A 20,995-nucleotide genomic window follows, 5' to 3' on the forward strand; every position below is an offset into this window, starting at 1 on the left:
TGATAAATAGTCGGGTGCTTACGTAGGCGTTTCGACCTCGGTTACGCACCGAAGTACGCCGCTGCCCCCTCGTGGAGTTCGATGGACATGCCGTCCTGGGCGGTGTCTTTGGTGATGAAGTCCTTCTTGATGGTCAGCGCGTCGGTGTTGTCGAAGATTGCGGCCGTAATCTGTTCGACGGTGTCGGCTTCGACCTCCGCTGCCGTGGCAATCATCGCCTGCACGGAGACGGTTGGAGTGTCTTCGTCGATACCGTCGTACGTCCCGGCAGGGATGGTGTCGTCTGCGAACCAAGAACCGGCTTCCTTGATGCTCGCGCGGGTATCGCCGTCGATTGGGACGATCGAGATGTCGTTGGTCGTCGCGATGTCCGCGACGGCACCGACCGGCCAGCCACCGACGACGAACGCGGCGTCGATGTCGCCGTTTTTGAGTTGGTCGGACGCCTGGGAGAACCCGGTGTTCTGCTCTTCGAAGTCGTCCGTCGTGATGCCGACGGTTTCGAGGATGGTCAGCGCGTTGACCTGCGTCCCCGACCCGAGGTCGCCGGTGTTCACGACTTTGCCTTCGAGGTCGGCGAGGGCGCTAATACCGGAGTTCGCCTGCGTGATGACGTGGATGGTCTCCGGGTAGAGCGTCGCGACACCACGGAGGTTTTCGATTGGGTTGTCCTGGAAGACGTCGATACCCGTCCCGTTCTTCGCGAAGAACGCGACGTCGTTCTGGATGAGCGCGAAATCGGCGTTGCCGTTCGCGAGCGACCCGACGTTTTCGACGGACGCGCCGGTGGACTGGACGTTTACCGTGAAGTCGGTGTTGTCCTCGATGATGTTCTTGAACTCGTTGGAGAGTGGGAAGTACGTCCCACCCGTACCGCCTGCGTGCCACGAGAGACGGGTGTCGCCGCCGCCATCACCGTTGCCACCGTCGGTCCCGTTGTTGCCACCGTCCCCGCCATCGCCACCGGTACAACCGGCGAGCGCGGCGAGTCCTGCTGCACCAGCCACCTGCATGAACGTGCGGCGGCTTGTGTTCGAACCTTTTGTCTGGTCACTGTCTACCATACCACCTCCTTGGTCACTCTGCATGAAAAACTTATTCAATCATGCTGACTAGTTGTTCTTCGCTATAGATTGACGGATAATTATGTTAGCCGCTATAGAAACGGTGCTGTACCCGTACTGTGTCGGACATATGAAGAGATAACATCACGAACATTGGTAATCGGTGTCACTCACTGGCAATATTTACTGATTGATAATCAACCAGTATCTGAACTATATAGACGTCGAGTCGGCACAGAACGCAGTTCGAATCGGATTCGATACCCGGCGTTTCAGTCCCAGAGCGTGCCCGAATCAGCGCATATAGGCTGAAAGCCGAATCGCCAACGACGCAGGAAAGGTCTGTTTCGTGAGCGATATTCCGTTTCCAATTGGGCCGCCCTATTCGTGTTTCCACACGAAATAGACGGGTCAGAGTGGCGACCGTGGGGGTGCCGTCAGCGTGACTATACATGACTATGTACCCGAAAGTGGTGCGTTTCGTTCGCAGAAAGTGGCTCTCGATTGGCCTCTCCGCCGTCGGTTTCCAGGCGAAATGAGAGGGTTGCGAAGGGCCGTGAAGCCGGCGATTACGATGTCGGCTCAGAGATGGACCACGAGACCATCGTCAGCCCGTTCGTAGGTCGTATCGAACGGTTCAGCGCGGTCACGCATCGTCTCCCTCAGCCACTCGACTTCCTCGTCGGTCGGCGGACGGACGCCGTCGTCGATGTGGAGCGGGACGAGCCGGATTTTCGTCGGTTCGTCGCCCTCGAAGGTCATCTCGAAGAGGAAACTCTTGTCGTTCCCGAGGTCGTCTTTGATGCCGAAATCGTCCACGAGGTCGCCCGTGTCGTGGAGGATGATGCCATCTTCGTACTGCTCTATCCCCTGGACGACGTGGGCGCTGTGGCCGTGAACGACGTCCACGCCCTGGTCGACGAGCCAGTGGCCCAGTTTGACGAGTTTCTCGCTCGGGCGCTCGATCCAGTTTTCGCCCCAGTGAATCGAGAAGACGAGCAGGTCCGGGTCGGTCGCCTTCGCGCGGTCGATGGCATCGCGCATCTTCCGTCGGGTCTCCTCGGAATCGTAATCCCGCGAAATCCAGGCGATGCCGGGTCGGTCGTCGGTGGCGGCGTAGAAGTCGTACTCGTCTGAAAACGAGACGACGGCGACGTCGAGGTCGCCGACGGTGAGCGTGGCCGGTTCACGCGCTGCCTCCGGATTCGCGCCCGTGCCCGCGTTCGCGATGCCGGCGTCGTCGAGGTGGGTTATCGTGTCCATGAGCGCCGTCGCGCCGAAGTCCAGCGCGTGGTTGTTCGCGAGCGACGTGTACTGGACGTTGCCGGCTTCGAGGGCTGGAATCGCCCACTCGGGGTCGCCCCGGAAGTAGAAGGCGCGGCCGGGGTAGCGTTCGCCGCGAGTCGAGAGACTGCACTCCAGGTTGCAGAGGACGCCGTCTACCGATTGAAGCCGGGGCTGGAACTCACCCCAGATGCTCGCGGGGTCTACGTCGTCGTCGCCGTAGATGTTGTTCAACCGGCGACCGACCATCGTGTCGCCGGCGAAACCGATGGTCGTCGTTGTGGGTTCCGGCTCCGTCGTCGTCTTTTGAGTCGATTCTTGGGTGGAGGGTGGAGGGGCTGACGTGTCCGAGTCCCCAGTCGCGGGCGGCGCGTCGCCCGAGGGAGTGTCGGGTGGGGAACCGACGCACCCACCGACCGTGAGTGCGCCCACGGCGCTGAGGAATGCACGCCGATTTCGTTTCATCGAGTCTGTGATATTGAACAGGTGACACTTGTAGCTGACGGCTCCGGCGGTGGCAGAGCAGCAAGCTGAATTCGAGAGAATCGGGAGGGAAATCAGTGGTGACGATGGACCAGTTGCGCGGTTACTGGGTGCGGAACGCGCGGTCGCCGGCGTCGCCGAGGCCGGGAATGATGTAGCCGTCGTCGTTGAGATAGTCGTCGATAGCGACGGTGAGGAGGTTCGCTTCGGGGACCTGGTCTGCGACCCGGAGCAGGCCCGGCGGGGCGCTCACGGCAGAGAGGACGATGAGGTGCTGTGGGTCTGGGGCGTCTTCGAGGACGTGGTCGAGGACGGTGCACATCGTCGAACCGGTGGCGAGCATCGGGTCGGCGACGATGACCGTGTCCGTCTCCTTGATTTCGGGGAGTTTGACGTAGTCGATGGTGATGGGGAACTCGCCGTCGACCATGCCGGCCTCCTCGTCGCGCCCAGCGCTGATGACGCCCTGTTTCGCACGGGGGAACGCCTTCAGGAGACCCTCGACGAACGGTGTCGCGGCGCGAAGGACGTTGATGATGACCACGTCGTCTAGGCCTTTCACGCGCTCGCCGGTCGTCTCCTGCATCGGCGTCTGGATGGAGACGTATTCGGTCTCCATGACGCCGTCTATAATCTCGTAGCCACAGATGCGGCCGAGTTTGACGAGGCCCTTCCGGAAGGCTACCTGCGAGGTGTTCACGTCTCTGAGTTTCGACAGGGTGTCCTTTGCCAGTGCGTGCGTGACGACTTTCGCGTCGCCGCGGTCCTCGATGGTCATTGTAATTACGGGCAACGCGAAGTGCCATAAATTACCGGATATGGCCTCAGGCAGGCACGTTATCGCATCACTACAAAATGCGTGAGCACCACAAACACACCCGTCGCGAGCGCGACGTTCACGGGCGTGAACGCCCAGAGGCTGATGAGCGAGGCTCCCCAAACGACGAGACTGGCGAACAGCACGGAGAGGACGACGTTCATCACGAACAGGACGCGCGGGTCGCCCTGTGACTTCTGACTCATGGCAGTGCTCGGTGACCGAGCGACTAAGTACTTATCATGCGAATCTCTAGCACGACAATGCGCCTCAGAACGCGGTCTGGCGACTCCGTAGACCCGGTACCCTTTCTGGTCGCCCTCTGCACCTCGTTTCTGTTCGTGTTCTCCGCGGGGCCGGTTTACGGACTGACGCTCGGGTACTCGCTCGCCGTCTCCGTGGCCGCCTCGACGCTCCTCTTTCTCGGCTGTGCGGCGCTCTGCTACCACCAACTGGTGTGGACCGCCCGCCCCGACCTCACGGCGGAGATTCCCGTCGAATTCAGGGTCCGACGGCTGTTCGTCGCCATCCTCCTCGTCGTGCTCCTGTTGGTACTGGTGAACATCCCCTTTCTCTGAGGTCGGTGCCCCACGCGGGCACGCGGGGTGAACCATACGTATCTGCGCTGGGGGTGGCTATGGTTCGGCGACGACCGCGACACCCTCCAGTTCTGCGGGAAGCGGATTCTCGAAGTCCTCCCAGTCTGCGTCCATCTCCGCGTCGGTGAGCAGACAGTCTGACAGTGACTGGCGTAGTCGGTCTTCCTGCAGGTCAGTCCCGATGAAGACGAGTTCCGTGCGGCGGTCGCCCCACTCGTCGTGCCAGTCGAGATTTGGACGATTGGCCCGATAGAGTTCCTGGTCGAGTTCCGAGAGACTCGCGACCCACGGGCCAGTCACCTCGAATCGCGCGGAAGGACCTGCCTGTCCGTAGGTCAGTATGTTGTCCCCACAGCCCGCAACCCAGCAGGTTCCCTTCGACCGGATGATGCCCGCGGGCAGCGAGGCCAGCAGGTCAGCGATACGTTTCGGGTGGAACGGGCGGCGAGCGCGGTACGTGAACGAGGAGACGCCATACACGTCCTGTGGATGGCTGTGGCCGTGGTGGGCGTCAGATTCGTCCGCATCGCCGTGGGCGTGCGTGTTTCGATGGTTGTGGCCATGGTCTGCATCCTCGTCCGCGGCGAGTGCCTGTTTCCACCCCGCCTGCTCCGCCGCGGTCTGTGGGTCGTACAGCCCCTGTCCGAGCAGGTCGTGGGGGTCGAGTTGCCCGTGAGTCGTCCGCCGGAGTTCGGCGTCCGGGCGCAGCGCGAGGACCATTTCCTCGACCGCGGCGAGTTCTGCATCGCTCACGAGGTCCGTCTTGTTGCAGACGACGAGATTCGAGAACTCGACCTGTTCGACGAGCAGGTCGGAGAGCGGATGAGTATCCTCGTCGTCGGTGCCGCGGCGCTCTGGGACGCCCTCGCCGCCGAAGGTGTCGAAAAAGAGCCGCGAGTCAACGACGGTGACGAGGGAATCCACGGTGTAGAGCGCGGCAGCCCGAGACTCGGTGGTGAACAGCCGTGCGACGGGTTCGGGCTCGCTGATACCCGACGACTCGACGACGAGGTGGTCGAACTCGCGGTTCTGGGCGAGGCGGACGACGGCCGTGTTCAGGTCGTCCTGTAGCTCACAGCAGATACACCCGTTCGAGAGTTCGGTAACGCCGCCGTCTGCGACCGAGAGCTCTGAGTTGTCGCTCACGAGGCCGGCGTCCACGTTGATTTCCCCCATGTCGTTTACGAGCACCGCGATGTCGAGGTCCCCGGCGTTGTGCAGGAGGTGGTTCAGGAGCGTCGTCTTGCCCGCCCCGAGCGGCCCGGAGAGAATCGTCACCGGAATCGTGCCCGCGTTCATGGGTCAATCGTCACGAGTCCACGGTAATGAGTGTTCCTCGGTTGTGTGTCAGGGTGCCAATCGGACGGGACGACACAGTTTTATGTGGCAGAACAGGTGGTTGAGAACAGATGACACTCGCAGAGCGCATCGCCGAGTTCCGGGCCGTCCTCGAAGAGTGGCTGGCCGGGCTGTACCACGGGATGATCAGCCACCCCGCCTACGAACTCATCGAAAAGGAAGCGGAGGACGTAGAGGACGACTTCATGCTCGCGTGTTTCCCCGACGCCTTTGGGATTCCGAGTCCCATCTCCTACTATACCGCAGAACTCCTGCCGTACTTGGAGAATGAGTTCGAGGCGTGGGAACGCCGAATGTGGAATCGCGGCTCGATTCTCGAACGCAAGGGCGAACAGTATCACTTCTGACCATGCGCAAATTCGTCTTCTTCGGCGGCAAGGGCGGCGTCGGCAAGACCACCGTCTCCGCCGCGTACGCCTACAAGTGCGCCGACGCCGGGTTGAACACGCTGCTCGTCTCTACTGACCCCGCCCACTCGACACAGGACGTATTCGACCAGGCGTTCACCGACGACGCACAGGCAGTCGACGGAATAGCCAACCTCTGGGCGATGGAAATCGACCCGGAAGAGGAGGTCTCGCGCCACCTCATGGAGACGAAACGCGCTCTCGGCGACCAGGTGAGCGCCTCGATGGTCAACCAGATCGACCGGCAAATCGAGATGGCCCACCAGACACCGGGGGCGTACGAAGCCGCCCTCTTCGACCGCTTCGTGGACGTGATGCGAAACGCAGACGAGTACGACCGGGTCGTCTTCGACACCTCACCAACCGGCGGGACGCTCAGACTCCTCTCGCTGCCAGACTTCCTCGAAGGCTGGATTCAGCGCCTCCTGCTCAAACGAAAGCAGAGCGTGAAACTGTTCGAACGCGCCGCCATCGGCAACAACGAACCCCGCCGAATGATGGACGGCGACCCCATCATCGACCGCCTGCAACAGCGAAAGGAAATGTTCGAATTCGCGGGAGAAACGCTCCGCGAGGAGGCGGCATTCTACCTCGTTTTTAATCCCGACCAGCTTTCGGTTCGGGAGACGGGCCGGGCCATCGAGGGCCTAGAAGAGAAGGGGCTGTGGGTCGCTGGTCTCGTCGCAAACCGACTGACGCCGGAGCCAGACCCGGACGAATCGGGGCGGGGCGCACGATTCCTCAGAGACCGCGTCGAAACCGAGCGCACCCGTCTGCAGGAGGCGAAAGACGCCTACGACCAGCCGGTCGTCGCCGAACTCGAAACCCGAATTTCTGAAATCAAGGGCGACCTGCTCGCGGCCGTCGCGGTCGACCTCGACATCGCCGTGACGGACGAACCAGCGGCGCGGTGAGTTTGTGGTTCCGGCAAGAATATCTCCCGCAGACATATTTCAGATAGATTAACATCTGCAGTGAGGGTGGAATAATCAGCCGTCTCAGCCGTCAGACATACCTTATTTTTCCATCATTAGTCCGTCAACTTTCCTAATGTTTAAGTGTGTGTTTCCCACACACAGTTGTGAGGCTTACAAACATGGTACAAGTTGCCGTGCTGGTGGTTTTGTCACTCATTACGTTCACGGTGGGGTATCTCGCGTATTCGCGCTACCTCGCCCAGTTCGTCGAACTGGATGAGTCGACCGACACGCCAGCGCACCAATACGAGGACGGCCAGGAGTACGTTCCCTCCAAAAAGCCCGTCCTCCTCGGGCATCACTATTCGAGTATCGCGGGCGGCGCACCGATTGTCGGGCCAATCACCGCCGGCGCAGCGTTCGGATGGCTCCCAGCGATTCTCTGGATTGCCATCGGGAATCCGCTGTTCGGCGCGGTCCACGACTTCATGTCGCTGTCGGCCAGTCTCCGCCACGACGGAAAGTCAATCGGGTACATCATCGGCGAGTACGTCGGCGAGCGGGGGAAGAACATGCTGCTGTGGTTCGCGTTTCTCACCATCATCCTCGTCATCGCGGTGTTCGCACTCGTGGTGGCCGTGGTGTTCAACGCGTTCCCCTCCTCGGCCACCGCGAGTCTGATTTACATCGGCCTCGCCATCGTGTTCGGGATCTACTTGTACCAGCTCAATTTGCCGTTCCTGCCCGGCGCAATCGCCTTCATCGCGATGGTGTTCGGCGGTGTCTGGGTCGGCATCCAGTATCCAATCATGCTCGTCGGCGGTGCTGACGCTGGTGCAATCGTCCTGCTCGGCAGTCCAGAAGCCTGGAGTTGGCTCCCGCTCGCCCAATCCGACCTCGGCGCGAACGTCGCCGCCTGGGTCCCTGTGGTCGTCATCTATGGATTCGTGGCGAGCGTCCTGCCGGTCTGGGTGCTGCTCCAGCCCCGTGACTTCCTCACGTCGAGCCTGCTCTACACCGGCGTCGGCGGGATGCTGCTCGGCGTCATCGTCGCCACCGTCCTCGGCTTTGACCCCGTCACCATCAGCTCGGGCGGCTCGGAACTGACGTTCACGACGCTCGAAACGCGCATGTCTGCGTTCAAAGGCTTCGTGAGTCCCGTCCTCGGGCCAATCTTCCCATTCCTGTTCGTGACCATCGCGTGTGGGACGATTTCGGGCTTCCACGCGCTGGTCTCCTCGGGCACGACCGCGAAACAGCTCAACAACGAAAAAGACGCCCGCGCCATCGGCTACGGCGCGATGCTCGGCGAGGGACTGCTCGCGACGACGGCCGTCGCCGCCCTCTCGCTGGTCGCTTCGACGGCGTTCCTCGGTGACTCGGGACTGGTCGGGGCACTCGCCAACTTCCCGACCGGCGGTGCGGTCATGCTCGCCGCTGGCTTCGGCATCCCCGTCGCCATCGGCATGGCCTTCATCGGCCTCGTGTTCGTGAGCTTCCTGCTCACGAGTACGGACACTGCGGTCCGTCTCGGACGCTACATGTTCGACGAAATCGTCGGCGTCCCCGAAACCTCGGTCGAGAAGACGGCGACGAACCGCTACGTCAACGCCGGTATCCAGTGTGTCGGTGGCTACGTGCTCGTCTCGAGTGGGACGTGGTCGAGCCTCTGGCCGCTGTTCGGTGGCGCGAACCAGACGCTCGCCGCGCTCGCGCTGCTCGCAGCGACCCTGTGGCTGGCTAACTGGGACGACAAGAAACAGCTGTTCAGTACCGGCGCGCCGATGGTCATCATGCTCGGCGTGACGCTCACGGCGCTGCTGTGGATTGGCCTGTATCGGGCCCCAACCTCGATGCTCTCTGCCGACGGAACGTTCCAGATGGTATCCTTCGGGATGCAGTCGCTCATCTCGCTCGTGCTCGCCTATCTGGCGATATCGATTGCGCTCATGGGCTACAAGAACATCAAGAACGTCCGTGGTTCTGCCACCGGCCGCGTCGCAGCGGACGGTGGCGAAGTGACCGACGACTAGCGACCGAACAACGACCGGAGTCGGCCCACGACTCCACGCTTTTTGCTCGATTCGAGTGACTCCCACAGTGCGAACGCGAGCGACACGTCCGCCTCCTTGCTCTGGACGATGTCCTCCGCCTCGGGGGCGACGACGACGAGGTGCAACTGGTACTGGCCGTGGTAGCCGTACTTGATGAGCGTGCGGTCGCTGAACGAGGAAACGTAGCTTCGAACCTCGTCCGGAATCTCGGGGGCGACCACGACGAAGACGAAGTCCGTTCCGAAGTGGCGTTCGTCGGGTTCGATCCACTCGTCTGCGAGGTCGTGACCCAGTTCGACGAGGCGTTCGAGGCTGGCCACCGACACTGACGACTCGCGGCGGGCGAACAGGTGTTCGGTCGATTCCTGGTGGCCGTAGGAGAGCGCCGAGGTGAGAAACTGCTTGTGGACGTCGATGTCGAGTTTGCCGTAGAGGTCGAACGACTCGCCGCCCGCCCGATAGTCGCGCTCCAGGTCGTAGTTGTACATGAGCCGCTTCGCGACGTCGTCGTAGTAGTCGTCGTCCCACGTCGGGATGTCGGGAGGTTCGGCCTCGCTCATGTGGCCCTACCCGTGTGTCGTGCGTTGCCCAATCGCTCCATACGAAAGGAGACAGGATGAACCGGTGAAAAATCCGTCGGGTCGTCGGGAGACAACACTTAACACGGCAGTTCCCGAATGCTTCCACCTACGCCATGGACAGTGACAGGAGCGAAGCGTGTGGCCGATGTGCGATGAGTTCGGTCGTCTCGACGGCCGCGGACGGAGACGACGCGGCACGGACAGACCCCTTCGCCGGCGCGCGAATCGAAGTCGACGACGCGGAGTTGCGCGCGCTCTCGCCAAGTGCGTGGCTCGCTGGATTCAAGGCTCGACTCGACGACCTCGCGACGCGCCTGACCTACGGAAAATAAGTGGGTTGCTGAATCAGGGGTGACGTTAATATACTGACCAGCCTAAGGCCTGTTCTAAGCGATGGAAGAGAGTATCTCCGGATTCAAACGTCGGGGGTCGTGGGGGGACATCGTCGAACACGGCGAGCGCATCACGCGCGCGCTTCGCGACCTCGGGGTGGAGGGTGACGCATTCGACGCCTGGGACGAGTGGCGACCCAAAAGCCACGAACGACTCGACGAAGACGTGAGCCAGAAGACCGCAAAACAGGCCTCCATCGGCGAGGGCCGGGGCGAGAAAGCGGGCAAAAATCCGAACGACGACATCCGGACGGCGGGTGAGAAACTCGCCGAGTCCTACGAGAAACTGGACGACCCGGACGAGGCGATGGGCCGGTGGAACGAATCTATCGACTACGTCGCGCGCGCCGCCGATTCCGCCGGGCGGAAGGCCATCCGCAAGGTCGAGGACGCCGTCTACCGCAAGGTCATGACCCAACTCGCGCCGTATTATTTCGACAACGAACTCGTGAGCGCGAACCTCCAGCAAGTTGCCCGCTTCGAAAAAGAGGAGACGTTCGTCTTCGAGGTGAACGTCAACGACGACGCGTTGAAACAGGACGTCTCCACGCTGCTCGGCGAGTACGAGGACACCATCGACCGGTGGCACATCGACATCGAGAAGGAAACCGAGACGGTCGAAGCCGCAGAGGGCGTCGAAGCCCCCGAATCGGAGGGGCGCTCGCGTTCGACGACGAACTGAGAGACCTGTCGCACCACACCTATTTTCCCACCCGTTGCACGAATAGTGAGCCATGGTTCACGTTCGGCGGGCACGTCGAGAGGACGCAGCACGAATCCTCGACGTCCACCAGGCCGCCATCTTTGGCGACGGCCCGCACTCCTACTCGTCGGCGCAGGTCGAAGCCTGGGCGACCAGAGACCATGGCCCCGAGGGCTACGCGATTGGCGAAGCCGGACAGGAGTATCTCGTCGCCGAAGTGGACGAAACCGTCGTAGGGTTTGGCCATCTCAACACGGAATCACGGGAGATAGAGGCCGTGTACGTCCACGGGGACTACCTGAGACGCGGCGTCGGCAACGCCCTGCTCGCCCGGCTCGAAACCCTCGCCCGCGAGGCTGGCTTCGACGCGGTGACCCTCTCTGCGTCGCTCAACGCAGTCCCGTTCTACGAGGCGAAGGGGTACCGCGACGAGGGTGGCGTCGTCCACGAGACCACCGGCGGCGTCGAACTCGACTGTCGGCGGATGGCAAAGCGTCTCTGACCTGTCGCGAACGGTAGGCTAATACGGACACCACCTGTAGGCCTGCCCAGATGGTCGATGCAGGGACACTCTTGACGGTTCTTGTCGCCGGCGGCGCGAGTTTCTTCATGGCGTGGGCGATTGGTGCCGGGTCTTCCGGGTCGACGCCCTTCGCGCCCGCCGTCGGAGCCAATGCGATTTCCGTCATGCGCGCCGGGTTCATCGTCGGCCTCCTCGGCCTCGCCGGGGCGGTGTTACAGGGGGCGAACGTCTCCGAAGCCGTTGGTCGCGAACTCATCACGGGCGTCTCGCTCTCGCCACTCGCGGCGACCGTCGCCCTGTTGACCGCCGCCACGCTGGTCGCAATCGGCGTGTTCGCCGGCTACCCCATCGCCACTGCGTTCACCGTGACCGGTGCGGTCGTCGGCGTCGGCCTCGCCGCAGGCGGCAATCCAGCCTGGGCCAAGTACGAACAAATCGTCACGCTCTGGGTGCTCGTCCCCTTCGTCGGCGGCGGGACGGCCTACGCCACCGCGCGACTGCTCCGCAATCCGAACGTGAGAGAGGAGGTGGCGGTGCCGGTTCTCGCCGGCCTCATCGGCCTCATCCTCGCGAACGTCGAGTTCGCCGTGTTCGGGCCGCCCGGATTCGCCAATTCGTTCGCTGGACTGCTCGCCCAGCAAACGCCGAGTCCGCCGGTGTTCGGCGTGCCACTCGTCCACATCCTCGCGTCGCTGGCCGTCGCGCTCGTCGTCGGCCTCCTGCTCGCTCGGGACATCCGCGGAAACAAAGAGCGGGGCCAGCGCCACTTCCTGCTCGCTCTCGGCGCACTCGTCGCCTTCTCCGCAGGCGGGAGTCAGGTCGGCCTCGCCATCGGCCCGATGCTCCCGTTGCTCGAACCCTACACCATCCCTCTCACCGCGACGCTCGTCGGCGGCGGCCTCGGCCTCCTGCTTGGCAGTTGGACCGGCGCTCCGCGCATGATAAAGGCGCTCGCACAGGACTACTCCTCGCTCGGGCCGCGCCGTTCCATCGCGGCGCTCATCCCCTCGTTCGCCATCGCGCAGGTCGCCGTGTTCCTCGGCGTCCCCGTTTCGTTCAACGAAATCATCGTGAGCGCCATCATCGGCAGCGGCTACGCAGCACAGAACGCCGGCGTCAGTCGCAAAAAGATGGTGTACACCGTCCTCGCGTGGGTCGGGTCGCTCGTCCTCGCGCTGGCCGCGGGCTTTGGCCTCTTTCAGGCCGCGAGCCTCCTATGAGGAGACTTCTTCTGGGTCGGTTTCCTCGCGTTCTTCCTCGGGTGTGATGGAGACGCGAGCTTTCATGATGCGCGTGTTCTCCACCTTCTCGACCTGAATCCGGACGCCATCGTAGGTGATGACCTCGCCCTCCTCGACGAGGCGGCCGACGCGGTTGAAGATGAAGCCGGCGATGGTCTCGAACTCCTCGCCTTCGGGAAGGTCGATGTCGAGGGCGTCGTTCACCTCGTCGATGTTGACCTCGCCGCGGACGAGCGCGGTGGTATCGTCGACGAACTCGATTGGCTCCTCCTCTTCGCTCTCTAAGATTTCGCCGACGATTTCTTCGGTCATGTCCTCGGTCGTCGCGAGCCCCTCGGTGGTCCCGAACTCGTCGATGACGATGACCATGTGCATGCGCTCTTTGCGCATCTCCGCGAGCAGGTCGTCTACGTTCTTCGACTCGGGGACGTGCAAGACAGGTTCGAGCAGGTCTTCGAGCGTGAGGTTCTCACCGCCCTCGCCGTAGTTCAGGTCACGGACGAGGTCGCGGATGTGGACCACGCCGACGATGTTGTCGAGGCCGCCCTCGTACACCGGGATGCGGGCGTGGCCGCTCTGGACACACGTCTCGATTGCCTCTTCGAGGCCCGCGTGCATCGGCACCGCCGTGATGTCGAGGCGCGGCGTCATGACCTCCTTTACGATGGTGCTGTTGAACCGAAAGATGCGCTGGAGCATCTCGTGTTCTTCTTCCTCCAGTACCCCCTCTCGCTCGCCGGTTTCGAGCAGGTCCTGAATCTCCTGACGGGTAATGTAGGACGTCTCGATCGAAGAGCGCCCACCGGTCACCTTGTTCACCAATCTGGTGAGGTAGTCGAAGGTGACGACGAGCGGCAGCAAGATGTACTCCGAGAGTTTGAGCGGACGGGCGATTCTGAGCGCCCAACTCTCCGTGTTCTCCACCGCGTAGGATTTTGGTGCGCTCTCGCCGAACAGCAACACGAGCGCGGTGATGCCGAAGGTGGCGATGAGAACCGACTCGCCGCCCGAGAAACCAAGCAGCGCCAGCAGCCCCGTCGCGATCGAGGACATGGCGATGTTGGCGATGTTGTTCCCAACCAGAATCGTCACTAACAGCCGGTGCGGGTCGTCTTTCAGGTCTTTGAGGACGGCTGCGCCTGATGCGCCGTCTTCGACCAGCGAGTCCACACGGTGGGCCGCGAGCGAGAACATTGCAATCTCCGACGAGGAGAAGAATGCCGACAGCGCGATGAGCCCGATGATTGCTACGACGCCGAGACCGATGAAGGTCCCATCTGACATCTGTAACCCGAACACCCCGACGTCGAGAGGTCCGATCGCAGATGCGACGACTGGCACCGTAGCCGCAGATATACCCATTAACGTGTCGCTATTGCAGGGGTGCGGGATTAAGAGTTGTCATACCACGGATGAGCGAAGCGCTCTTTTCCGTGACCTCCTAACGACCGGGTATGTCGGAGTCAGAATCGGCGATAACGCTGTACCGCTTGCAGGCCTGTCCGTACTGCGAGCGCGTGGTGCGCAAGTTACAGGAGTACGACGTAGAATACGACTCGCGGTTCGTCGAAGCGATGCACGCTGAGCGAAACGTGGTAAAACGCATCAGCGGGAAGCGAACCGTCCCCGCTATCGTCGACGAGAACACGGGCGTCACGATGTCCGAAAGCGCGAACATCGTCGCGTATCTCGACCGCGTCTACGGCGAGGAGGCTGCCTGATGGTGGACTTCGACGTCGTGGACCTGCCCGAAACGGACCACGTGGACGTGGGCGACGAGGCCCCTGGCTTCACCCGACCGCTCGTAAACGAGGAGTTCTGGGAGGACGTAGCGCTCTCCGAGCTGCTCGAAGACGGTCCCGTCCTGCTGGTCTTTCACACGATGGACGGCGCGTTCCCTTCGACGTACATCTGGAACGAAATTCGTGACCGCGCGTGGGGCGACTACCTGCAGGTCGTCGGCCTCTCCATCTCCTCGCCGTACGAGCACAAGACGTTCATCGCCGAACGCGGGATGGATTACCCGCTCTTTTCGGACCCGGCGAACGACGTGGCTGAAGCCTACGGCATCGTGAACGACTTAGACGGCATGACGGGCATCGAGGAGCCGCGCCCGGCCATCTTCCGCATCGACGAAGACGGCACCATCGACTTCGCGTGGGTCGCATCCGAGTGGCCGGAGTTCCCCGACTACGACGCCGTCGAAGACGCCATCTCGAACTGAACGATGGCCGTCGACGAAGCCAACATTCGACGGGCCGCCCGGGCGATTCGTGCGGGCGACGCCGTCATCTTCCCGACGGAGACGGTGTACGGACTCGGCGCGGACGCACTCGACCCCGAGGCAATCGAGCGGGTCTTCGCGCTGAAGGGGCGCAGTCGGGACAAACCGCTCTCGCTCGGCGTGCCCGACGTAGAGACGGCACTCACGTACACGAACCCGACCGACCGCGAACGTCGGTTCATGGACGAGTTCCTGCCGGGCCCGGTGACGGTCATCGTCGAACGGAAACCAGCCGTGCCGGACGAACTCACCGGCGGCCTCGACCGAGTGGGTATCCGGATTCCCGACCACGACGTGGCGCTCGCGCTGCTTCGCGAAGTCGAACCGGTCACGGCGACGAGCGCGAACGTGAGCGGCCAACCGAGTGCACACGTCGTCACCGACATCGGCCCCGACTTGCGTGACGCGGTGGCGGTCGTCCTCGACGACGGCGAGACCCGAGGCACCGAGAGCACCGTGGTGGACGTGGAAGCGGGCGTCATCCACCGCCGTGGCACGCTCGCAGACGACATCGAAGCGTGGCTACGAGAGGAGTGAGCGCAACGAGCGCGTTTTCACCCCGCATTTCGTGCGAAAGTCACACGCTCCGCACTTGTCGCTGTTTTTGAGTCGCGGTGGTGGGCCGTCGAGCTCCCTGACCGCCCGAAGTGCGGTTCGGTAGGCGGCTTTTCTGCGCGTCGTGAGTCGTACCTCGCGGACGATGCCGTGAGTGGGATACTCGACGAAAGTCCGTTCGACCGGCGTCTCGCGCTCCCACGAGAGTGCCTTCGCGGCGGCGACTGCGTGGACGGTCTGTGGATACCAGACGCCCGAATCTGGCGGCGACCCGGTGAAGACGAGCGACGGGATTGGTGGGTCAGTGAGCACTTTGTGCGCGATGCCGCGGGCGTCTTTTCCGGAGAGCAGAGCCATTTCTGTCGGTGGGTCGGCCAACTCCTCGAACCGGTCGAATTTGGCGCGAGCGCAGTTGAGATTCGTCCGAAACTGTGTGGGCGTCACCTCGATTTCATCGGGAAGCGTCTCCGCGTCGAGCAGCCTCGGGTACTCGAACGCGAGTTGGCGTTTCTGCGCTACCTCAGGCGGCGGCGACCGGTCGTCTTCGCGGCGCTCGTAGTACAGTTGTCGTGGGCAGTAGGCGGCGATGGCGAGGTCTCGGAACGTCGGCACGGGTCGCTCTGGTCCCGGGTTGATATATAAAGTTCAGGGCGGTTGCGGTTGCGATGCTGTGCGGTTGCGGTGCAGTGCGTTGCGGTTGCAGTGCAGTGCGTTGCGGTTGGGAGGTTGTCCAGCGCGGCACCCGAACTCGCCAACCGCGAGTTCGGCCTTTTTCGCGCACGTTTTTGCAAGCGGGGTCGCGAAGCGACCCCCCGAAGCAAAAAGGTGCTAGAACGAGACGTTCGACTCCATTCCTTCGGTGGCGTCCTCCAGCCCAGTTTCGCGGGCGGATTTCGTCATCGAGGAACCGGTCGCGTCGAGGATTTCTTCGAACTCGCTCACGAACCGCTGGCTGACGCGGCGGATTGCCGCCTGCGTTTCGATGATGCGGCGGTGGCGGCGCACGGTGGATTCGGCGATGTCGAGTTCGTCGGCGATGGTGGCGACCGATTTACCGTCGGAGAGCGCCGCTCGGAGGGCGTCCACCTCGAAGGAGGCGTCGAGGTCGCGTTCACGAATGAGGTGGAGATCCATGCGAGCGCGGAAGACGGTGGCGGGCGACACGTCGAGTTGTTTTGCGATGGTGGCGTCTTTCACCTCGTCGTAGTAGGCGTTGACGAGCGCGGCGAGGTCACCGTCCGAGAGGTCGGTGGTGAACTCGTAGCGGTCGCGCATCTTCGCGATGACCGCGCGCAGGCGCTCGTCGACGCTCTGTTTGGGCGTGAGCGACCCGCGCCCCTCCTCCTGTTGTTCGGTAACCGTCGCGTCCCCGGCGACTTCGAGGAAGAGGTTTCGGAGGGATTCTGTTTTTTCGTCCATGGCTGCGATATCGGGAATCTGAGACCCCGTGAAGGTAAATAGCTGTTGCTGATTGAGGTCGTCAACCGAAGCATTAACTGTGGTTGACGGAAAGGAATCACGTGATGACAGCAGTTAGCAAACCGGGTGACGGTGAATGAGCGTCGATACGGGCGACGTCGACCTCGTTGGCGACGAAGTGGTGTTGAACGTAGCGCGGGCGGCACTCATGGCCGCGCTGACGGGGGCGTTCGCGTACATTTCGTTCCCGATTCCGTTCTCGACAGTGCCGTTTTCGATGCAGGTGCTCGGCATCTTCCTCGCCGGTCTCCTGCTCGGCCCCGTCTGGGGCGGTATCTCGATTGCGTTCTATCTACTCGCTGGCGCGGTCGGTGCGCCGGTGTTCCAGGGAGGCGCGGCGGGCATCGGGCACCTCTTTGGCAGCACAGCGGGCTATCTCTGGTCGTACCTGTTCGCAGCCATCGTCATTGGCTTCATCGCCCACGGCGGGCTCGAAGTCAAGCCAGCCCAGAAACTGCCGGTTCCACGCATCGTCACCGGACTGCTGGTCGGGACAGTGGTCATCTACGGCCTCGGCGTTCTCGGGCTCATCCTCATCGCGAACCTCGGACCGATGGCGGCGCTGACCGCCGGTGCGCTCGTGTTCATTCCCGGTGAACTCCTGAAAATCGCTGCCGCGGTGGCAATCGTCAGGAGCGACCGCCTCGTCGCGGCATGATTTCGGTCAGCGGTCTCGTCCACCGATACGAGGGCGTCGCCGCTGTAGCCGGCGTCTCACTCGCCATCGACGACGGCGAGTTCTGTATCCTCGCCGGACCGAACGGCTCTGGCAAGACGACGCTTGTTCGCCACCTGAACGGCCTGCTCACACCTGACGAGGGTTGCGTCGAGGTCAACGGGCGAGCCGTTCAGGACGACCTCGTGGCAGCCCGCATGGCCGTTGGAATGGTGTTTCAGGACCCGCGCGACTGTTTCGTCGCCGCGACGATTGGTGAAGACGTTCGCTTCGGCCCCGAAAATCTCGGCCTCTCCCACGCGGAGATAGACCGCCGAATCGAGACTGCGCTTGGGGCGGTCAACATGGCCGGTCGCGAGGCAGAACGCCTCGACCGCCTCTCTGGAGGTGAACAGGAGCGCGTCGCCATCGCCGGCGCACTCGCGATGGAACCCGACTTTCTCGTCCTCGACGAGCCGTTTACGGGCCTCGACGAACCTGCCCGTCAGTCCGTACTCTCGCGGCTCAGGGCGCTTCAGGAGGCCGGAACCGGCATCATCGTCGTGACCCACGACCTGCGCGACGTGTTCGAACTGGCCGACCGCGTGGTGGTGATGCGTGACGGCCAAATCGGCCTAGACGGGACGCCGCAGGAGGTTCTCGATGACCTTCCTGAACTCGGTGTCAGACCCCCATGCTGACGTACGAACCCGGTTCGTCAGTCGCACACCGTCTCGACCCGCGGGCGAAACTGGCGTTCCAGATTGCGTTCGCCGTCGCCGCGTTCGCCCACACGACGCCGCGGGGGCTGGCCGTGCTCTCGCTGGTCGCGCTGCTCGCGCTCTGGGTAGCCGCGACGCCGCTCTGGACCGCGCTCCGCGAACTTCGCGTCGTGCTGGCGGTGCTTCTCATGGCTCCGATTCTCGAAGGCCTCGTGCTCGGACCGCCCTGGTTCTCAGTCGCGGAGGCGGTTCCCCCTGCACTCGCAAGTTATCGAGCGGTTATCATCGTCCTCGTCGCGGCCACGTACGTCCGGACGACGCCGGCCCGCGCCTCGCGGGCGGCCATCCAGCGCGTGATTCCCGGCAAACCGGGACAGGTGCTCGGGATGGGTGTCTCGCTCGTGTTCCGGTTTCTGCCGGTATTGCTGGCCGACGTCCGCCGGATGCGAATGGCGATGCAGGCACGGCTGGGAACCGAACGCTCCATTCCAGAACGGGCGAGCATCCTCGCGCTCTCTGGACTGTCGCGGGCGTTTTCCCGAGCGGACACACTCTCGCTCGCCATGCAGGCGCGGTGTTTCGCGTGGAACCCCACCCTTCCCCGCTTGCGGTTTTCCCGACTCGACGCGGTTCCGCTCCTCGCCGCCTGTGGGCTGGTGGCCACAGCACTCATCTAAACGGACATCTAGTTTTTCATTTACGCAGACTGCAGTCTCGTGATGCTTGCGTCGGTGGCAAGATTTAAGCGCGTATTGTTCCACGGTGATTATATATGACCTTCCTCCTGCAGGCAGGAGCGACGCAGACGCGGCCCACGTTCTGGCAGATCAGCCCCGTCGGTGAGGTGCTGTTCTACTACCTCGCGGCCGTCGTCATCGCCGTCTTCACCTACGGCGTCTACGACCGCTTCGCCCGCTACTCACGGGGTACGGACGACTGGTTCGAGCGCCTCGACGACCTGTCGAGTCGCATCGTGTCCGCCGTGAAAATCGTCGGTTCGAACGAGAAACAGTTCAACAGAGACCTCTACGGCGGGGTGATGCACGCGTTCATCATGTGGGGCTTCCTGACGCTGCTCATCGGGACCACCATCCTCGCCATCGACATGGACATCTGGACGAAGGCGCTCGGCCAGCCCTCGTTCTTCGTAAACGAGTTCTACCTCTCGTATTCGCTCGTGATGGACGCCCTCGGCTTCCTGTTCGTCGTGGGCATCGGGATGGCGCTCTACCGACGTTACGCTGTCCGCACCGACCGTCTCTGGGGCAAACACACCTCGCTGGAAGACGACCTCTTCATCTGGACGCTGTTCTTGCTCGGCGTGGGCGGGTACCTCACTGAAGGCGTCCGCATCCTCGCCCAAGATTTCCCCGAGTTCGAGACCGTGAGTTTCGTCGGCTGGTTCGTCGCCGACGTCCTCCAGTTCGCGGGCGTGACGCCCGAGATGGCGCTCGCACTCTACCCGATGACGTGGTGGAGCCACGCCCTGCTCGCGCTCGCGTTCGTCGCCGCCGTCCCGTACGCGAAACCGTTCCACATGATTTCGAGTTTCGCCAACGTCGTCACCCGCGACGAGCTGGCCGGCAAGCGGCTTCCGGGCGTTCCAGCAGATGCGAGCCCGGACGAGATTGGCGCGTCCTCCATCGACGACTTCTCGTGGAAACAACTGCTCGACCAGGACGCCTGTACGAAGTGTGGTCGCTGTTCGTCGGTCTGCCCGGCGAAGGCCTCCGGTCGACCGCTCGACCCCCGTGACGTCATCCTCGACCTGAAGACCTACCGCGAGGACCTCGACGCGGGTCGCACCGAAGAGATGCCAATCATCGCAGACGGCGGGACGAGCGTCATCGACAGCCACACGATGGAATCGTGCATGGCGTGTATGGCCTGCATGGACGCCTGCCCCGTCGAAATCGAGCATCTCTCTTCGTTTACGGAGATGAACCGCCGACTCACCGAGTCCGGCCAGATGGACGAGAACGTCCAGGAAGCGATGATGAACATCTTCTCGAACGGGAACTCCTTCGGAGACCCACAGCGCAAGCGCGCAGACTGGACCGACCAGTTGGACTTCGAGATTCCGGACGCCCGCGAGGAGTCGGTCGAGTACCTCTGGTACGTCGGCGACTACCCGAGTTACGACGAGCGCAACAAGCGCGTCGCTCGCGCGCTCGCCACTATCCTCCACGAGTCGGGCGTCTCCTACGGCATCCTCTACGATGACGAGCAAAACGACGGCAACGACGTGCGCCGCGTCGGCGAGGAAGGCCTCTACGAGATGCTGACCGAGGACAACATCGCCGCCTTCGAGGACTGCGACTTCGAGAAGGTCGTCTGTACGGACCCCCACTCCTACAACACGTTCAAAAACGAGTACCCCGACTTCGGCTGGGGCGGCGAGGTCTACCACTACACGCAGGTGGTCGAAGAACTCGTCACCTCCGGGAAACTCGGCCTCCGCGGCAACGAACTCGACTACACCGTCACGTACCACGACCCGTGTCACCTCGGCCGGTACAACGACGAGTACGAGGCTCCCCGCGAGGTCATCCGCGCGACGGGCGTCATGCTCGACGAGATGCCCCGCAACCGCAGCAACTCCTTCTGCTGTGGCGGTGGCGGCGGCGGCCTCTGGATGGACTTCGAGGAGACGTCGAAACCGAGCGAGGAACGCATCCGCGAAGCACTCGAAGACACCGAAACCGGCAGCGCCGTCGAGAAGTTCGTCGTCGCCTGCCCGATGTGCATGACGATGTACGAAGACGGCCGCAAGACCGGCGACTACGAGGAAGACATCGACATCGTGGACGTCTCGGAGCTCGTCGTCGAGGCGCTTGGGGCGATGGATAAAGCGAATCTGTAGGCTGTTTGCGGAA

General features: G+C 62.9%; 24 protein-coding genes. 15 read left to right on the forward strand and 9 right to left on the reverse strand.

The window, feature by feature from the left end; all coding sequences use genetic code 11:
* Window positions 1–41: 41 nt before the first annotated feature.
* The 4 genes from P0648_RS01135 to P0648_RS01150 all read right to left on the reverse strand — a co-directional run bounded on the left by P0648_RS01135 (window position 42) and on the right by P0648_RS01150 (window position 3,854).
* Complete coding sequence (locus tag P0648_RS01135; RefSeq protein WP_276246080.1) at window positions 42–1,064, reverse strand: TAXI family TRAP transporter solute-binding subunit; 1,023 nt, start codon at window positions 1,062–1,064, stop codon at window positions 42–44.
* A 582-nt stretch (window positions 1,065–1,646) separates the two neighbouring features.
* Window positions 1,647–2,813, reverse strand: coding sequence for a CapA family protein (locus P0648_RS01140; RefSeq protein ID WP_277504938.1), 1,167 nt, complete (start codon window positions 2,811–2,813; stop codon window positions 1,647–1,649).
* Between the two features lie 121 nt (window positions 2,814–2,934).
* On the reverse strand, window positions 2,935–3,609 hold the full coding sequence (gene upp / locus P0648_RS01145; protein WP_276246078.1) for a uracil phosphoribosyltransferase: 675 nt from the start codon (window positions 3,607–3,609) through the stop codon (window positions 2,935–2,937).
* Between the two features lie 59 nt (window positions 3,610–3,668).
* Complete coding sequence (locus P0648_RS01150; protein ID WP_277504941.1) at window positions 3,669–3,854, reverse strand: hypothetical protein; 186 nt, start codon at window positions 3,852–3,854, stop codon at window positions 3,669–3,671.
* A 57-nt stretch (window positions 3,855–3,911) separates the two neighbouring features.
* Between P0648_RS01150 and P0648_RS01155 the strand changes: the two genes are divergently transcribed.
* The gene (locus tag P0648_RS01155) at window positions 3,912–4,226 is read left to right on the forward strand and encodes a hypothetical protein (RefSeq protein ID WP_276246076.1); all 315 of its coding nucleotides are present in this window, start codon (window positions 3,912–3,914) and stop codon (window positions 4,224–4,226) included.
* Window positions 4,227–4,283: 57 nt separating this feature from the next.
* On the opposite strand, the gene P0648_RS01160 is transcribed toward P0648_RS01155, so the two are convergent.
* Window positions 4,284–5,546 carry a GTP-binding protein gene (locus P0648_RS01160; protein WP_276246075.1) on the reverse strand — a complete coding sequence of 421 codons (1,263 nt, stop codon included), beginning with the start codon at window positions 5,544–5,546 and terminating at the stop codon, window positions 4,284–4,286.
* A gap of 110 nt (window positions 5,547–5,656) precedes the next feature.
* Here P0648_RS01160 and P0648_RS01165 point away from each other — a divergent pair, with 110 nt between their 5' ends.
* From P0648_RS01165 to P0648_RS01175, 3 genes are all read left to right on the forward strand, one after another.
* Window positions 5,657–5,953 carry a hypothetical protein gene (locus P0648_RS01165; RefSeq protein ID WP_276246074.1) on the forward strand — a complete coding sequence of 99 codons (297 nt, stop codon included), beginning with the start codon at window positions 5,657–5,659 and terminating at the stop codon, window positions 5,951–5,953.
* Between the two features lie 2 nt (window positions 5,954–5,955).
* The gene (locus P0648_RS01170; RefSeq protein ID WP_276246073.1) at window positions 5,956–6,927 is read left to right on the forward strand and encodes an ArsA family ATPase; all 972 of its coding nucleotides are present in this window, start codon (window positions 5,956–5,958) and stop codon (window positions 6,925–6,927) included.
* 182 nt (window positions 6,928–7,109) lie between these two features.
* Entirely contained in the window at window positions 7,110–8,963 is a 1,854-nt protein-coding gene (locus P0648_RS01175) for a carbon starvation protein A (RefSeq protein WP_277504945.1), read from the forward strand.
* Here P0648_RS01175 and P0648_RS01180 read toward each other — a convergent pair.
* The gene (locus tag P0648_RS01180; protein ID WP_277504947.1) at window positions 8,960–9,544 is read right to left on the reverse strand and encodes a hypothetical protein; all 585 of its coding nucleotides are present in this window, start codon (window positions 9,542–9,544) and stop codon (window positions 8,960–8,962) included. The two genes, P0648_RS01175 and P0648_RS01180, sit on opposite strands and share 4 nt — an antisense overlap.
* A gap of 134 nt (window positions 9,545–9,678) precedes the next feature.
* On the opposite strand from P0648_RS01180, the gene P0648_RS01185 reads away from it, so the two are divergent.
* The 4 genes from P0648_RS01185 (at window position 9,679) to P0648_RS01200 (ending at window position 12,403) form a co-directional block, all read left to right on the forward strand.
* Window positions 9,679–9,897, forward strand: coding sequence for a hypothetical protein (locus P0648_RS01185; RefSeq protein ID WP_369685072.1), 219 nt, complete (start codon window positions 9,679–9,681; stop codon window positions 9,895–9,897).
* Between the two features lie 61 nt (window positions 9,898–9,958).
* Complete coding sequence (locus P0648_RS01190) at window positions 9,959–10,639, forward strand: DUF5828 family protein (protein ID WP_276246069.1); 681 nt, start codon at window positions 9,959–9,961, stop codon at window positions 10,637–10,639.
* A gap of 52 nt (window positions 10,640–10,691) precedes the next feature.
* On the forward strand, window positions 10,692–11,162 hold the full coding sequence (locus tag P0648_RS01195) for a GNAT family N-acetyltransferase (protein WP_276246068.1): 471 nt from the start codon (window positions 10,692–10,694) through the stop codon (window positions 11,160–11,162).
* Window positions 11,163–11,212: 50 nt separating this feature from the next.
* Window positions 11,213–12,403, forward strand: coding sequence for an inorganic phosphate transporter (locus tag P0648_RS01200; RefSeq protein WP_276246067.1), 1,191 nt, complete (start codon window positions 11,213–11,215; stop codon window positions 12,401–12,403).
* Here P0648_RS01200 and P0648_RS01205 read toward each other — a convergent pair.
* Window positions 12,398–13,708 (reverse strand): hemolysin family protein, encoded by a 1,311-nt coding sequence (locus P0648_RS01205; protein WP_276246066.1) that lies wholly within the window; start codon window positions 13,706–13,708, stop codon window positions 12,398–12,400. The two genes, P0648_RS01200 and P0648_RS01205, sit on opposite strands and share 6 nt — an antisense overlap.
* 170 nt (window positions 13,709–13,878) lie before the next feature.
* Here P0648_RS01205 and P0648_RS01210 point away from each other — a divergent pair, with 170 nt between their 5' ends.
* From P0648_RS01210 to P0648_RS01220, 3 genes are read left to right on the forward strand one after another with little or no spacing between them, the layout of a single operon-like run.
* Entirely contained in the window at window positions 13,879–14,145 is a 267-nt protein-coding gene (locus tag P0648_RS01210; RefSeq protein WP_276246065.1) for a glutaredoxin domain-containing protein, read from the forward strand.
* Window positions 14,145–14,648 (forward strand): redoxin domain-containing protein, encoded by a 504-nt coding sequence (locus tag P0648_RS01215; RefSeq protein WP_369685664.1) that lies wholly within the window; start codon window positions 14,145–14,147, stop codon window positions 14,646–14,648. The genes P0648_RS01210 and P0648_RS01215 overlap by 1 nt, the downstream gene beginning before the upstream one ends.
* Window positions 14,649–14,651: 3 nt before the next feature.
* Window positions 14,652–15,245 (forward strand): L-threonylcarbamoyladenylate synthase, encoded by a 594-nt coding sequence (locus P0648_RS01220; protein WP_276246064.1) that lies wholly within the window; start codon window positions 14,652–14,654, stop codon window positions 15,243–15,245.
* On the opposite strand, the gene P0648_RS01225 is transcribed toward P0648_RS01220, so the two are convergent.
* Window positions 15,231–15,875 (reverse strand): hypothetical protein, encoded by a 645-nt coding sequence (locus P0648_RS01225; RefSeq protein ID WP_276246063.1) that lies wholly within the window; start codon window positions 15,873–15,875, stop codon window positions 15,231–15,233. The genes P0648_RS01220 and P0648_RS01225 overlap by 15 nt on opposite strands.
* Before the next feature lie 216 nt (window positions 15,876–16,091).
* Complete coding sequence (locus P0648_RS01230; RefSeq protein ID WP_276246062.1) at window positions 16,092–16,682, reverse strand: LuxR C-terminal-related transcriptional regulator; 591 nt, start codon at window positions 16,680–16,682, stop codon at window positions 16,092–16,094.
* Between the two features lie 136 nt (window positions 16,683–16,818).
* Here P0648_RS01230 and P0648_RS01235 point away from each other — a divergent pair, with 136 nt between their 5' ends.
* From P0648_RS01235 to P0648_RS01250, 4 genes are all read left to right on the forward strand, one after another.
* Window positions 16,819–17,400 carry a biotin transporter BioY gene (locus P0648_RS01235; RefSeq protein ID WP_276246061.1) on the forward strand — a complete coding sequence of 194 codons (582 nt, stop codon included), beginning with the start codon at window positions 16,819–16,821 and terminating at the stop codon, window positions 17,398–17,400.
* Complete coding sequence (locus tag P0648_RS01240) at window positions 17,397–18,098, forward strand: energy-coupling factor ABC transporter ATP-binding protein (RefSeq protein ID WP_276246060.1); 702 nt, start codon at window positions 17,397–17,399, stop codon at window positions 18,096–18,098. Before P0648_RS01235 ends, P0648_RS01240 begins: the two co-directional genes overlap by 4 nt.
* Complete coding sequence (locus P0648_RS01245; RefSeq protein ID WP_276246059.1) at window positions 18,092–18,796, forward strand: energy-coupling factor transporter transmembrane protein EcfT; 705 nt, start codon at window positions 18,092–18,094, stop codon at window positions 18,794–18,796. Before P0648_RS01240 ends, P0648_RS01245 begins: the two co-directional genes overlap by 7 nt.
* Before the next feature lie 95 nt (window positions 18,797–18,891).
* Window positions 18,892–20,982, forward strand: a complete 2,091-nt coding sequence (locus P0648_RS01250) for a (Fe-S)-binding protein (RefSeq protein WP_276274681.1) — start codon at window positions 18,892–18,894, stop codon at window positions 20,980–20,982.
* Window positions 20,983–20,995 lie beyond the last annotated feature (13 nt).

Source organism: Haladaptatus sp. DYSN1, assembly GCF_029489995.1.
Lineage (GTDB): Archaea > Halobacteriota > Halobacteria > Halobacteriales > Halococcaceae > QDMS2.

What these genes read in the sequence shown, in the direction of transcription:
- P0648_RS01220 (WP_276246064.1), top strand. Translation starts at nt 14,652, where the DNA reads ATGGCCGTCGACGAAGCCAACATTCGACGGGCCGCCCGGGCGATTCGT.
- P0648_RS01140 (WP_277504938.1), bottom strand. Translation starts at nt 2,813, where the DNA reads ATGAAACGAAATCGGCGTGCATTCCTCAGCGCCGTGGGCGCACTCACG.
- P0648_RS01195 (WP_276246068.1), top strand. Translation starts at nt 10,692, where the DNA reads ATGGTTCACGTTCGGCGGGCACGTCGAGAGGACGCAGCACGAATCCTC.
- P0648_RS01245 (WP_276246059.1), top strand. Translation starts at nt 18,092, where the DNA reads ATGCTGACGTACGAACCCGGTTCGTCAGTCGCACACCGTCTCGACCCG.
- P0648_RS01205 (WP_276246066.1), bottom strand. Translation starts at nt 13,708, where the DNA reads ATGTCAGATGGGACCTTCATCGGTCTCGGCGTCGTAGCAATCATCGGG.
- P0648_RS01185 (WP_369685072.1), top strand. Translation starts at nt 9,679, where the DNA reads ATGGACAGTGACAGGAGCGAAGCGTGTGGCCGATGTGCGATGAGTTCG.
- P0648_RS01240 (WP_276246060.1), top strand. Translation starts at nt 17,397, where the DNA reads ATGATTTCGGTCAGCGGTCTCGTCCACCGATACGAGGGCGTCGCCGCT.
- P0648_RS01235 (WP_276246061.1), top strand. Translation starts at nt 16,819, where the DNA reads ATGAGCGTCGATACGGGCGACGTCGACCTCGTTGGCGACGAAGTGGTG.
- P0648_RS01165 (WP_276246074.1), top strand. Translation starts at nt 5,657, where the DNA reads ATGACACTCGCAGAGCGCATCGCCGAGTTCCGGGCCGTCCTCGAAGAG.
- P0648_RS01200 (WP_276246067.1), top strand. Translation starts at nt 11,213, where the DNA reads ATGGTCGATGCAGGGACACTCTTGACGGTTCTTGTCGCCGGCGGCGCG.
- P0648_RS01160 (WP_276246075.1), bottom strand. Translation starts at nt 5,546, where the DNA reads ATGAACGCGGGCACGATTCCGGTGACGATTCTCTCCGGGCCGCTCGGG.
- P0648_RS01155 (WP_276246076.1), top strand. Translation starts at nt 3,912, where the DNA reads ATGCGCCTCAGAACGCGGTCTGGCGACTCCGTAGACCCGGTACCCTTT.
- P0648_RS01250 (WP_276274681.1), top strand. Translation starts at nt 18,892, where the DNA reads ATGACCTTCCTCCTGCAGGCAGGAGCGACGCAGACGCGGCCCACGTTC.
- P0648_RS01210 (WP_276246065.1), top strand. Translation starts at nt 13,879, where the DNA reads ATGTCGGAGTCAGAATCGGCGATAACGCTGTACCGCTTGCAGGCCTGT.
- P0648_RS01215 (WP_369685664.1), top strand. Translation starts at nt 14,145, where the DNA reads ATGGTGGACTTCGACGTCGTGGACCTGCCCGAAACGGACCACGTGGAC.
- P0648_RS01135 (WP_276246080.1), bottom strand. Translation starts at nt 1,064, where the DNA reads ATGGTAGACAGTGACCAGACAAAAGGTTCGAACACAAGCCGCCGCACG.
- P0648_RS01230 (WP_276246062.1), bottom strand. Translation starts at nt 16,682, where the DNA reads ATGGACGAAAAAACAGAATCCCTCCGAAACCTCTTCCTCGAAGTCGCC.
- P0648_RS01150 (WP_277504941.1), bottom strand. Translation starts at nt 3,854, where the DNA reads ATGAGTCAGAAGTCACAGGGCGACCCGCGCGTCCTGTTCGTGATGAAC.
- P0648_RS01190 (WP_276246069.1), top strand. Translation starts at nt 9,959, where the DNA reads ATGGAAGAGAGTATCTCCGGATTCAAACGTCGGGGGTCGTGGGGGGAC.
- P0648_RS01175 (WP_277504945.1), top strand. Translation starts at nt 7,110, where the DNA reads ATGGTACAAGTTGCCGTGCTGGTGGTTTTGTCACTCATTACGTTCACG.
- P0648_RS01180 (WP_277504947.1), bottom strand. Translation starts at nt 9,544, where the DNA reads ATGAGCGAGGCCGAACCTCCCGACATCCCGACGTGGGACGACGACTAC.
- P0648_RS01170 (WP_276246073.1), top strand. Translation starts at nt 5,956, where the DNA reads ATGCGCAAATTCGTCTTCTTCGGCGGCAAGGGCGGCGTCGGCAAGACC.
- upp (WP_276246078.1), bottom strand. Translation starts at nt 3,609, where the DNA reads ATGACCATCGAGGACCGCGGCGACGCGAAAGTCGTCACGCACGCACTG.